Annotated in this window: 11 protein-coding genes; 8 read left to right on the forward strand and 3 right to left on the reverse strand. The window is 60.0% G+C overall.

Annotated elements, in window-relative coordinates:
* Positions 1–162 precede the first annotated feature (162 nt).
* Positions 163–804, forward strand: coding sequence for a hypothetical protein (locus ASF20_RS14275; RefSeq protein WP_156648083.1), 642 nt, complete (start codon positions 163–165; stop codon positions 802–804).
* Between the two features lie 218 nt (positions 805–1022).
* Positions 1023–2150: a tyrosine-type recombinase/integrase gene (locus ASF20_RS14285; protein ID WP_082501359.1), complete on the forward strand. Its 1128-nt coding sequence runs from the start codon at positions 1023–1025 to the stop codon at positions 2148–2150.
* A 316-nt stretch (positions 2151–2466) separates the two neighbouring features.
* On the opposite strand, the gene ASF20_RS24130 is transcribed toward ASF20_RS14285, so the two are convergent.
* Positions 2467–4560 (reverse strand): Ig-like domain-containing protein, encoded by a 2094-nt coding sequence (locus ASF20_RS24130; RefSeq protein ID WP_156648084.1) that lies wholly within the window; start codon positions 4558–4560, stop codon positions 2467–2469.
* A 774-nt stretch (positions 4561–5334) separates the two neighbouring features.
* Positions 5335–5739 (reverse strand): lysozyme inhibitor LprI family protein, encoded by a 405-nt coding sequence (locus ASF20_RS24470; RefSeq protein ID WP_056275113.1) that lies wholly within the window; start codon positions 5737–5739, stop codon positions 5335–5337.
* Positions 5740–6016: 277 nt separating this feature from the next.
* Between ASF20_RS24470 and ASF20_RS14295 the strand changes: the two genes are divergently transcribed.
* Positions 6017–6604: a recombinase family protein gene (locus ASF20_RS14295; RefSeq protein WP_056275116.1), complete on the forward strand. Its 588-nt coding sequence runs from the start codon at positions 6017–6019 to the stop codon at positions 6602–6604.
* Between the two features lie 467 nt (positions 6605–7071).
* Here ASF20_RS14295 and ASF20_RS24135 read toward each other — a convergent pair whose 3' ends face one another.
* Complete coding sequence (locus ASF20_RS24135; protein WP_156648085.1) at positions 7072–7410, reverse strand: hypothetical protein; 339 nt, start codon at positions 7408–7410, stop codon at positions 7072–7074.
* Positions 7411–7581: 171 nt separating this feature from the next.
* Here ASF20_RS24135 and ASF20_RS14300 point away from each other — a divergent pair, with 171 nt between their 5' ends.
* The 5 genes from ASF20_RS14300 (at position 7582) to ASF20_RS14320 (ending at position 11841) form a co-directional block, all read left to right on the forward strand.
* Positions 7582–8025 (forward strand): hypothetical protein, encoded by a 444-nt coding sequence (locus tag ASF20_RS14300; RefSeq protein WP_056275118.1) that lies wholly within the window; start codon positions 7582–7584, stop codon positions 8023–8025.
* A gap of 513 nt (positions 8026–8538) precedes the next feature.
* On the forward strand, positions 8539–8928 hold the full coding sequence (locus ASF20_RS14305) for a hypothetical protein (protein WP_056275120.1): 390 nt from the start codon (positions 8539–8541) through the stop codon (positions 8926–8928).
* 768 nt (positions 8929–9696) lie between these two features.
* On the forward strand, positions 9697–10998 hold the full coding sequence (locus ASF20_RS14310) for a hypothetical protein (RefSeq protein WP_056275122.1): 1302 nt from the start codon (positions 9697–9699) through the stop codon (positions 10996–10998).
* A 118-nt stretch (positions 10999–11116) separates the two neighbouring features.
* Positions 11117–11398, forward strand: coding sequence for a hypothetical protein (locus tag ASF20_RS14315; RefSeq protein ID WP_056275124.1), 282 nt, complete (start codon positions 11117–11119; stop codon positions 11396–11398).
* Positions 11395–11841, forward strand: coding sequence for a hypothetical protein (locus tag ASF20_RS14320; RefSeq protein WP_056275126.1), 447 nt, complete (start codon positions 11395–11397; stop codon positions 11839–11841). Before ASF20_RS14315 ends, ASF20_RS14320 begins: the two co-directional genes overlap by 4 nt.
* Positions 11842–11871: the final 30 nt, after the last annotated feature.

Below are 11871 nucleotides of genomic sequence, written 5' to 3' on the forward strand. Positions count from 1 at the left end.
GGCTGACGACACCGCTGAGACGAACTTGGGGCAGTAATGACCTGTGGTCTTTTCGGCCTATTGCGGGATGCTCCTACCGAGTCTGTGGGTGAGGGCTCGGCGCCCTCACGCCGAGCCCAAAAGCAGACCATCTCGCATCCACGCAACTCTCACGTTCATGGCTTGAACGATCTGCCGTTCCGTTCTATACGTGAACGTATGACGAAGCTTCCTTCCCTCCAGCGCCAGTCGTTCTCGGTAAGCGAGGCCGAACAAATGACCGGCCGGTCGCCGCAGAGCCAGCGGCATGATCGCCGCCTCGGTTTCACGGAGCCGTTGGATGGAGGCAAGGCACGCTACAACGTGTTCAAGCTCGCAGAGATGCTGGTCCTCCAGACGCTCGTGAACCGCGGTATCAAAGTAGAAGACGCCGCGGGCGTGGCACGCGACGCTGCCCAACAGGTGGCATGGTGGGCGCTCTCACAGCCAGGCAAAATCATTGACCCCACCGGGAAGCTGGAAGCAGTGTGTCAAAGGCTCGACGTTGCCCCCGTCGCGCTGATCATTTCGAGCCCGCTCGGCGGATTTGATTACTTCCGCTACTGCATCATGTGGCCAAATAAACCGTGGACCTTCTGCGACGAGATTGAGAAGGCTTTAGCTGACGCTCGAGCTACACCGGGCCTCCTTCATGGCAACGAGATCTGCTCGACTGACGCTACGACTGCCGGCGCGATGATCCTCTTGGATCTAGAGGCTATTGGGCAGCTTTTAGCATCTCGGACAGAGAGACCCTTCATCGTTGGGGCTGAGAGGGCCGAATGATGGCACAGCGCCAGATCACACTCACTCAAGCTGCTATCTCCCGTGCCGTAAAAGGCGCTCAGGCGGCCGGCTTTAAGGTCGGAAGAGTCGAGATCAACCCACGCCTCGGCACCATCGTGATCGTTGGCCCTCGAGAGGGTGGCCAGGGCGAGTCCCTGGTCATCGGTGCTGAGACCGAAGAGGGTAGGGCGCCCTCGAACGATTTCGACGAGTAGCCAATGCCGCGCGCCCGCAACCCCTACCCCGGCGCATCGCCCTATCAGGATCGGCACGGAAAGGTGCGTTGGCGCTACCGTGCGAAGGGCCGGAAGGCCGTTCCGCTGCCGTCCGGTGGTCCAGGGTCTGACGGCTTTCGGGTGTCCTATGAGGCAGCTGTTGCAAGCCGCCCACCCGTTGCGGAATCTCGTTCGGCTGCTGGTACTTTCGACGCCCTAATCGCGGCCTTCTATGGCTCGGCCGCATGGACGAACCCGCATAAGATCGTCGACAGCACCCGCGCCACCTACCGCGGCATCCTTGAGCGTTTCAGGGCAGAGCACGGGTCCAAAAGAGTCGCGCATCTGCGGACCAAGGACATCCGCCGGTTCATGGATCAGAAGGCGGAAACGCCGGCTGCCGCCAACAACATGCTGCGTATGCTTCGGACGCTGATGGCGTTCGCTGTCGAGCGGGAAGTGGTCGACACAAACCCGGCTCTCGGCATCAAGCCGCTCCGGATGAACCCGGAGGGGTTTCACACATGGACGGATGCTGAGCTCGACCAGTTCAGGTCGGTGCATCCGATCGGGTCGCGAGCGCGGCTTGCCTTCGCGCTCATGCTCTCTCTCGGGCAGCGAGGCAGATCCGACGTCACCCGGTTGGGCCGCCAGCACGTCCGAGACGGCCGGATCATCTTCAAGCAGAGGAAGACCCAGCGCGGCGGAAGCGAGCTCAGCATCGCCATCGACGACGAATTGGCGGATGCGATTGCCGCCATGCCCGCCACGAACCTCACGTTCCTTGTGACCCGCGACGGTGCAGCCTTCACGCCTGCGGGGTTCGGAAATTGGTTCGGAGACATGGTCCGGGCCGCAGGCCTTCCGAAGCGCTGCGTTGCCCATGGCCTGCGAAAGGCTGCGGCCCGGCAGTTGGCCGAGACCGGTGCGACAGAACGCGAGATCATGGCTGTCACCGGTCACCGCACCTCGAAAGAGGTGAGCCGGTACACCCGAGCCGCGTCTCAGCCGCTTCTCGCGGATGCTGCCCAGGCGAAGCGTGCCAGGGCAAAACGCGAACAAACATTGGCGAACCAGGGTGATGAGTTCGCCAATACCATACCTAACCCACTGAAAACAAAGGTGAATTAGATGCGCATGGCGGAAGGGGTGGGACATTCCACGCCAACCCATTAACCTTTTTTATTTCAATAACTTAGGCGACGCGCAGAGATGCCCCTGTAGCGTGAAACTGTAGCATAAGCAGACAGCTAGGCGAGTTGGGCGGAGCGCCTGGGAATCGAATGCTGGAGAACTGCATAGTGAGCGGTGAGCTGCCTCCCACAGTGAGAAACCGCCAACCATGGACGAGGCTCAACCTCAGACCACGATTGACGGTCAACTCCTGATACAGTCGGAGGCCTCATAAGGTCGCCAACGGGTGTTCCCTAAATCCTAGGTACTGTTCTCAAACTAACAGGAACGCTCCAGCGTCAGGAGCGTAGAAAGCGATTCCTTCGAACCTGTAGTCACCTCCGGCGCTAGATACGATATTTCGCTCGTTTTCCGAGACGGTGAAGAAGTGTCCACCAGTCTTGGTATTGTAGAAGCGATACACAGCGTCGGTGCTGCTACCTTGATCTGCCTCGAATTCGTAAAATCCGATACCTTCGGGCCTGTAATCTGGGGCGGTTTGTATAACTTGGTCCCGCTCAAACTCGGAGGTGGTGAAGAAATGACCACCGGTTTTTGTGTTGAAGAAGCGATAGACCTCCTCGGCCCCCGCAACGGATTTGGCTTCAAGCGCACCGAAGCCTATGCCCTCAGCTCTGTACACAGGGTCACTTGTCTGAACGATGTTGCGCTCGTTTTCCGAGACTGTGAAGAAATGCCCCCCCGTATTGGTGTTGAAAAAGCGATACACTTCTTCCGCTTGAACCGAAGCAGTCTTGATGTTGACAGACGTCTGGCCGGCAAATCCAGCGTTCCCAGCTTCATCGGTGTAACTCGCAGCTGCCACGGAAATGGTACTGCTTCCCTTGAAGTTGGCATTTGGTGTGAAAACGCCTGTAAAGGTATCATCATCGACTTGAGTGAAGGCGCCCAAGGCACCCTGACCAACGGCGACATCGCTAGCTGTGAAGCCAACGACCTTCTCACTAAATTGGAATGTTACGTTTGCCGTCTCTCCTGGGGTAAGATCGGCATCGCTCACTGACACCGTTACAGCTGGCGCAGTGGAGTCTGCATCGACTCGAAGACGAACTGCCTGCACGCCACCCCCACTGGGATCAGCAGTTTGACCGCCGGTATCAACTTGACCGCTGAGATCATCGAAGGTCGCAAGGATTACGCCGTTTGAACCAGTCGTGAGATCAACATTAAATTGATTGCCAGACGTGACCGTGTTTACGAGGAGGTCTCCTCCGAGCTTGAAGCCATCAGCGGCGAAGGCTTGAGCCTTGATTGCGGTCCCTAACGCATCCAGCCTTCCAGCGGAGTCTGCCAACCCGCTCGCATCGGTCCAACCTACGACAAACCCCCCATTGGGTCCGGCAGTGATGGAGGGTTGAGATTGATCGCCTGCAGTCGCGGTATTGACCAGGATATCGTTCTGACCGTTGACCGCTAACGGTGTGCCCGCTGAATCAAAAATTCGGACCTTGATTGCGGTACCGCTGGTATCAAAGGCACCGTTTACGTCCGCACGCGTGCTGTCATCTCTCCATGCAACGGCGAAATTTCCGTTGCTAAGAGCCGCGATGGCAACCTGATCTTGGTTCCCAGTTCGGATGAAATTCAGTGCATTATCAGCGGTACCAATCTCATTCCCGAGTTTAGCCCCAGTCTGCCCGTCGAACACCTGGGCGTGGATTCCGGCGCCACTTACATCGGCGCCAACCCAAGCTATGACAAAATTGTTGTTCGTCAGCCCAGCAACAACCGGTGCGGTAGTAAAGGCAAATAAGTTGCCCTGAGTATCAACTCGAAACGGGACGCCGATAGGTGTTTGTCCATCGGCTCCAATAATTTCTGCTTGGATCGTACCTTGAGTCGCATTGTGCCAAGCGACTACTGACCGACCATTCGAAAGAGCTGCAACGTCTGGCGCTCGCTCATTGTCGCCGCTGGCAGCTAGTAAGAAACGATTAGCATTGAGGACATCGCCATTGGCAGTAATCAAACGACCGACGATATCGAAATCATTCGCAGCAAACTGTTCCGCCCAGACCACCAAGCCTCGGTTTTGCGGTATGCTTGGATCGGCCAAATTAGCCAGCACAGCCGCCGACGGATCTGCTTCATTTATATCCAGGCGACCAAGCCCGGGGGGCGCGAGTTGGACACCGGTTGGGCGAGCATTCACAGAACTTATGAAGCGCGCCTGGATATCTTGGTTGTTAAAAGCGAAGAAATCCTCAAAGATCACGGCGCCCTGATCGTTGGAGAATAACAGCCCGACAGCGTCTCCCTGGTATCCAGTAGCCGTATCAACATTCAAGTTACCAGGCTGAGCGTTAACTTGAACCTGTGGCTCATTGAGGCGAATCAACCCGACCATAGCTACCGAACCTCCCATGGGCACTGAATGATTCGAAGCCCAAGCGGGAGCATACAGATTTCAAATTCACGGAATCGTCAATACTCAAATCATAAAGAAATTTGATGTTGACCACAGAGTCAGACCGGGGAGCCGGATACTTACGTAGAGCGAAATTACGGGTGAAGATACAAATTTTAGTGAGACACCGACTTTATCGGATTAAACCGGATTACCAGACGTGGCGGTTCGGTGGTCGATCTCACATGCACCAGCTGGCGCATCTAGGTGGGTGCTCAGAAGCATTCCGTGACCATAGTGGGCAATGAAGGACAGGCTCTCCTTATCACTCCAGAGGCTGCCGGGATGACCTCGTGAAGGCCATTGAGGCTAGTCGTGAGTGGCACCTCGATAGTGCGTCAGACGGGTGGCTTGGTGCCTTGGAGGGTGATGCGCAGGTGCGCGACGCAGTCCACGTAGCTCTTGCTGACGAGCCCACGAGGACGGTCCGATGGGAACAAGGCTAATTGCCAGTAGGCTAAACGCTCATAGAAAGGTCTGAAGCCAGCTTTGTTTTACCGAAAAAATCTGTGAGGGCATCGATTAATTGGCGAGTCGGGTCCCCCCCTGGTACCCCCTGCAGACGCGCGCCTGGTATCCCGCCCGGTATCGTGCCCAGGCGCACGAGAGGAAGCACAGGCGGGGGGGGGCTTCAAAACGAATGTGGAGCCCTCGAAGCTGCCAATTCCCGGCATCCTCACATCGACGCCTGCATCCCCCACGCCCTTGGCTGGGTCATTCGCTGAAGCGACCAACGCACGAGGCGTCACCCTCGGAGCACGTCAGGTACCCTCTCAATGCCTTCGTCCGCTCAGTGGTCAGTACCGTGAGACACGAGGCAATGACCATCGGCTGCATCGAACCTCCTTCGGTGCCCTGGGCTTCAAGAGCGCAGGTCTTGTCTCGGAACGGTAGCCAAGCCTTCTGTGCCTCTCGCAAACCCGCCTGAGCCTTGGAGCCAATTTGGCCCATGAGCTTGCTGTAGGCGGCATTCATTGCGGTATCGGCCCGCTTGAGGTCGGCCCCGGCGCATTGGTTTATGTCCATCTGCGTGGAGCCGGCACACTTGCTGGGCGGAGCGGCATGAGCAGGGCCGAGCACTCTCACGAGGGCAATTAACGCAAGGGCAGTGCGGATCATCGGGGGCGGTCCAATTCGAGCGGCGCGGATGCACAATGGCATACAAGGCATGCGAGAGGGGACCATGAGCACTCGTGCCGCTCGGGTCCACTCCAGCTCGGTCCTGGGCTTTGAACGTAGAGCCGTAAGAGGCCCTGTCGTCCCAATAGGGCTTGCCCCTGTGGAACGTTCCAGGTCCCTACCGTAACCGTTCCAACAAAGTGGTATTGCGTTTCGGAACGATCCATGGTTCAACGTCTTAGAACCTATTGGAACGAACCGGACCGGAACGCCCCTCATGCTCATCGGATACGCCCGCACCTCCACCTTGGAACAGGAAGCCGGCCTGGAGGCCCAAATCCGCGACCTGACGGCCCTGGGCTGTACGAAGCTGTATCAGGAGCAGGCTTCCTCCGTGGGCCCTCGCAAGGCCCTGGAGGCGGCCCTAGAGTTCGCCCGTGAAGGGGACACCATCGTGGTCACGAAGCTGGACCGGCTGGCCCGTTCGGTGACCCACCTGGGCAACATCATCGCCAGCCTGGAGGCCAAGTGCGTAGCGCTGCGCATCGTCAACCTGAGCGTGGACACCGCGACCCCCACTGGCAAGCTGATGCTGAACGTCCTTGGCGGTGTGGCTCAGTTCGAACGGGAGATGATGCTGGAGCGTCAGCGAGAGGGTATCGCCAAGGCAAAGGGGGAGGGCGCCTACAAGGGGCGGAAGCCCACCGCACGGGCCAAGGCGGACCAGATCAAGGCGCTTGCCGCGGAGGGGCTGAGCATGGCCGCCATCGCGGCGAAGCTCGGGATTGGCAAGGGGTCCGTCCATCGGGCGCTGAGCGAGGCAGCCGCGGGTGCTGTAGCTACCTCGACAGACTTATGCCACTAGGAAACTACCTGGATGAGGGTTGCCTTGCCCTCTTTGACACCGAAGATATCCAGCGTCGATTGAGTTAACGGTCCGGACGCAGACACCGTCTCATCCGTCACGTGGGCAGCACTCTTCACTGCGTCTATCGCTGCAGCGTGGTCCGCAATCCGAACCGCATAGTGCTCAAGGGCGGGAGTTCCGCCCCCAACCCGCTTGCGGTGCACTGTAATCACATGGCCGTCCGCCATCCGTTCTCTCCATCTTTGGGCTGCCGTATCTGGTCATGGCGGCTTCGATAACAAGGCCGCCATAGCCGAGACCCTCCGCGCCTCCGTCCAGGCGCTCACCATTACCGTCGTGGACAACGAGGCTCGCGTCCTGGACACGGGCCTTGCTGAACAACTCGTATCGGCAAAGGGTCCCTGCGTCGGGCGCTGAGCGCAGCCCTAGAGACCGCGTGAGGCACATCGACGTATTGCCAGCTATCAGTTCACTTCGCCTTCTCCCTCGACAGGGCTGGGAGTTACCGAAGAGACAGTGAACATGTTTGGAAAGTGGGAGATGAAGGTATCTAGCATCTTTGAGTGCAAATATGCGTAGACCTCTCTGGGGTCTTTGTCGCCCTTTCCAGCTACAAAGTAGAAATCGAGAGACACGCGCGGCTCTACTAGGACGGCTAGAGAGCCTTGATCTTTCCACTGCGCTGCGAGATGCCCGAACTCTCCGCCGGCCACTTCTTTCCAGGTAGTGATCCTGCCGGCTTTGATGGCATCCCGGAAAGCCTGCAACAAGGCATTTGGCCTGTTAGTTCGGAATTCGATCATCGGCGCGAACCCTAGGTTAGATGGGTGGGCATCGCACATCAACTCTGAAGATCATCCAAGGCTCCTCTGCCCAACAAGTTTTAATGCTGCTTTCGACACTCTCACTTCCCTCGGCTGTTCGCCCCAGAAACCCATCAGGCTACCCCGAGCGGGAGCCGGAAAGGCACACCCATGCGCAAGCACAAGGCCGTCATCACCGAGACCGTTCGCGCCTCCGTCCCGGCGCTCATCATCACCGTCTTGGATAACGAGGCGCGCGTCCTGGACACGGCCCTAGCGGAACAGCTTGGGATGGCGCGCCCCCGTGACATCCGAGCCACCATCGAGGCCAACCGCGACGAGTTGGAGAGCTTCGGGGTTCTGCGGTCCGAAACCGCGAAACCCACGGGACCGCTCGGCGGGCGCCCGTCTGTCGGCTTCTACCTGAACCGCCAGCAAGCCCTGTTGGTCTGCATCCTCTCGAAGACCGAGAAGGCCAAGGCGGTGCGAGCTGAGGTCATCCGCCGCTTCGACGCTTATGAGGAGCTGACGCGGCCCGCCTCAACCGTTGTCAGGAACCAGCGAGCCAATCAGCTTCATCAGGTTGGTGCGCGCGGTGCTGTCGTTGGACGCTAAGAAGGCCGCCAACTCAATTCGGCAGTCGCCCACGTTCTCCCGGTGCGCCCACTCCTTCTGGACGAACACCTCACCCGTGTCTGTATCTCGGGCGAGCGAGTGCCACGTCTCATCGTGGTTGCCCTTCTCATGGTAGTGAAATCGACGGGTGACTATCGCCATTTGGCCTCCGACTGGTGCTCAGAATAAGCTACAGCATGTCGCTGTGCGAGTGGGCGTTGAGCCGCGCGATTGCTGGCCGGTTGTGCCCCTATCCGCGGTTTGAACGCGGGTAGGACACGTGGTGGCTCTGAACATCATTTGCGGGGATGGCTTACCGGCGCTTTCCAGGTGATGAGCGGACCACCCTCCGCCGAGTGGGGGCAGGGATGGGGGCTGTCATGGGCGTTCTCGCGGGGGTCGGTGTCCAAGCCAATCCAGATTTTCGCTCACCTGACAACGTGACATGTAGAGTCATGGGCTGACGTGTCGCGGTAAGGTAAGCGCGGATATTGTCGCGTTCAGAGCTGCCGAATGTTTGCCAAGACCACCCCTGTTTACCTGACGGATTTCCAGGCGTTCATCCTCTTTGATGCAATCGAGAGGGAGTTTCGCTTGCTGGAAATCGTCACGGCCCAGGAGCGGGAGCAGGGCAACCGGGATGGCTGGGCGCTCGCTCGTATCAAGGCCCGAGAGTTCAGGAGCATCCGCGCTCAGGTGGTCTCGTGCATTCCTTGGACACCGGAGGAGCGATACAGCCTCACACCAGAAGACCGGGCGGAGCTGGCGGAGCGCATCGCGGAGGTCGGTTTGCGTATGCGACCGCCCCGCGCTGAGCTGGAGAAGCATCGCTCTGTGAAGGAGCGCCGCAAGTCCCTCGCAAAGAGGCGAGCTAAGAAGCGGAATGAAAATACTGATAACTAGATAGACCCGCTTGTGGGTCGGTTGGCTCCAAAGTCAGCGGCCCCTCAGTCCAAGGCTAGTGTGTATATAAATTACAGAAAAAAGACTTTTCCGCAAGGTCTGACTTTTGGCATGGGCATGTGAGACGTTCCTCTTGCGGGCCGGTGAACAGGCCCTTGGGGATCAATGACGATGATTACGTTCAGCCGCTCCGGTGTGACGGTGCTCGCAGTGAGCCGTACCGGTGTGACCTTGGGGACCTTTTTCGACAGTCTCTATGAGCGCAACAGCCTCAGCCGCGGACGTCGCTACTTCGATGGGATGTGGGGACCACAGGGCTTCGAGGTCTGGGCTGGGCGGCGCCACCTCATCGTGGAGTGTCCGCCTGTTGCTCGGCTCCTGAAGCGCGGGGGAGGGTCCGTACCGACAGCCGCTTGAAGGGGATTACCCGCCACCCGAGGATACTCAGGTGCGCTCTTGGCCGGGCCCCCGGGTTACCACCCACATAGACGCCGCCGATAACCACCCACCCCAGAAGAAAAGAGGCCAGCTCGCCGGTCACAGGCCGCCTCCCGCTGGTTTCAGCCGCGTCTCTGACGGGACGTATCGATTTGTTCGGCCCCCGTCCCGGCCCACTTCACCTCACCATCAGGGAAACCCACCATGCCCACGGCTGTCATCAGCAGCCGGGACCCAGACGGCTGTCCTGTCGCTGGCGTTCCGGTGCCCGCCTCGCCTACTTTCACGCCCTGTACCGAAGCCCCACGGCCACGTTGGTTCGACCCATGGATGGGCGGACAGGGCGAGAAGTTCGCAGAACTCGTTGCCTTCACGAAACGAGCGGCCGACTCCCAGGAGGATGTCTACTTTCCCCGCCAGCGCGCTCGGAAGGATGCCATTGAAGACCGCCGTCTCGCAGTCCTCGAAATCATCACGGCGAACCTCGCCCATGCCGTGTTGATCCCCCCCGAAACGGGGCACACGAGCGTTCTGACCGGGAACACCGGCAAGCGCATCCCTCGGTATACGAGCCCCGCCACCGGGAAGGCTCTACGCGACCTTCTTTTCCTCCTCAGCGAAGCCGGGCTTGCCAAGCACGTCATCTCCTATCAGCGCGCGAATGCATCTCACATCACCCCCACGGACACGTTCAAGGCCGCCGTTCTAGCCGCGGGGCTGACAACCGCCGACTTCACGCGGCATGTCCATGAAGAGGTCATCCGCCTATCCAACCGGCCGCACGACCCTCTCAAGCCGCACGGGGGCCACAAGGTCCGCGTGGACTACCCTGAGTCAGAAACGTCCATGACGATGCGGGCTCAGATGTGCGCACTCAACGCCTTCCTGGCAGGGGCGGACATCACCTTCGTGGACGATGGAAAAGGGCCGGTGAACGTTCACAACCGAGTGCTGCGGCGGCACTTCGTTCTGACCAAACCGTCCGACGCACCCAGGCTGAACCGCGGCGGGCGCCTTTACGGTGGCTTCTGGCAAAACCTGGAGAGAGAGCGTCGGGCCGGGATCAGAATTGAGGGGGAGCCCGTCACAGTCCTCGACTTCGCTTCCATGCATCCGCGCCTTGTCTACGCTGGACAGGGCGTGTCGGCAGGGGACGGAGACCTCTACGTCATCCCCGGGTTGGAGGAGCACCGAGAGGCGGTGAAGCTCCTGGTGAACACGCTGTTGAACGACCATTACAATCGGACCGCGTGGCCCGATGACGCGAAGGTCGCTCAACCCTTGGGCTGGACCGTCAAGCAGATGCGACATGCCATCTGGGCTCATCGACACCACCTCCGCAACGCGTTCGGACGCCGGCTCGGGCTGGACCTTCAGTTCACGGAGAGTCGCATCCTTGCGGAGGCGCTGGAGCGCTTGCGAGTACGGGGCATCGTTGCCCTGGGCCTCCATGACGGTCTCTTGGTCGCAACATCCCACGCCGAGGAAACTCAGGATGTGATGGAAACGACAGCTCTCGACATCGCAGGGCAGCGTCTGCCTGTGACCGTGAAGGCCATCGAACCAGCGCAGGCGACACCATCACTATCACTACTAGGACAGCTAAGCGTTTCCTCGCCCTTGGCCGCCTGAACCGCCCGAGCTGACGCTTCCCACACCCTCAACGAACACCCCACGCGGACCCCTCCGGTTCGTGTGAACGCCTCCCTATGCCTGCCGCTGAGCGGGCCCATCATCAGGAACCCTGACCATGACCACCGACAGAACACCCCACCTCTGGTTCGCCGGCCCAGAGCCGCGCGCGCACAGCCTCGTCGCCCCCATCGCCACGGAAGCGGCCCGCGGAGCCGCTGGGTACGGAGAGTTCGTGCTGGAGCACCGGAAGGACGGTGACAGCCTCGTCATGCTCCTCACGGTGGAAGGCGAGGACGACGTCAAACGGCCCGTTATTGTCTCCGTTGCCATCCCCGCGGCCATGGTTCGGGACCTCCTGAATCGCGTCCCTGAGGCCACTACGGAGGTCCAGGCGTGAGCGGCGTCCTCGCAGCCCCTACGGGCAACCCGCTCGCCACCGAGGAAGCCACCGTCCAAGACCTGAAGCTGGCCGAGGCGCTGGGCTATGAGCGGCTCACCGACATCCGCAAGCTCATCAAGCGGCATCTGCCGATGCTGGAGGTGATGGGATTGGTGCGCCACCGTGGCGTTCCAATCGTCTCGGGTAAGGGTCGGACCACCATCGTCACCGAGTACCAGCTCACGAAGGCCCAAACCGCCTTCATCACCGCGAAGGCTGGGACCAAGAATGCGGACAGCCTCACGGTCTTCATGGCGGAGACGTTCGCCATGGTCTTGGACGGCAAGCTCGTGGCCGCGGATGAGGGCGCCGCCCAGGAACTAGCCGCGGCCCGGATACGCGAGGCGAGGCGCCGTTACGAGGAAGAACTGATCGGCCCCCACGCGGTGGTCCAAGGGTAAAGTTAGTGCGCGGTAGGCCGCTTCACCACG

Origin of the sequence: Methylobacterium sp. Leaf88 (assembly GCF_001422795.1) — a bacterium.
GTDB lineage: Bacteria > Pseudomonadota > Alphaproteobacteria > Rhizobiales > Beijerinckiaceae > Methylobacterium.

Bases quoted from the DNA above. Each gene is read 5' to 3' on its own strand.
- ASF20_RS24135 (WP_156648085.1), bottom strand. From the start codon at position 7,410: ATGATCGAATTCCGAACTAACAGGCCAAATGCCTTGTTGCAGGCTTTC.
- ASF20_RS14285 (WP_082501359.1), top strand. From the start codon at position 1,023: ATGCCGCGCGCCCGCAACCCCTACCCCGGCGCATCGCCCTATCAGGAT.
- ASF20_RS24130 (WP_156648084.1), bottom strand. From the start codon at position 4,560: ATGGTCGGGTTGATTCGCCTCAATGAGCCACAGGTTCAAGTTAACGCT.
- ASF20_RS14295 (WP_056275116.1), top strand. From the start codon at position 6,017: ATGCTCATCGGATACGCCCGCACCTCCACCTTGGAACAGGAAGCCGGC.
- ASF20_RS24470 (WP_056275113.1), bottom strand. From the start codon at position 5,739: ATGATCCGCACTGCCCTTGCGTTAATTGCCCTCGTGAGAGTGCTCGGC.
- ASF20_RS14315 (WP_056275124.1), top strand. From the start codon at position 11,117: ATGACCACCGACAGAACACCCCACCTCTGGTTCGCCGGCCCAGAGCCG.
- ASF20_RS14300 (WP_056275118.1), top strand. From the start codon at position 7,582: ATGCGCAAGCACAAGGCCGTCATCACCGAGACCGTTCGCGCCTCCGTC.
- ASF20_RS14310 (WP_056275122.1), top strand. From the start codon at position 9,697: ATGGGCGGACAGGGCGAGAAGTTCGCAGAACTCGTTGCCTTCACGAAA.
- ASF20_RS14305 (WP_056275120.1), top strand. From the start codon at position 8,539: ATGTTTGCCAAGACCACCCCTGTTTACCTGACGGATTTCCAGGCGTTC.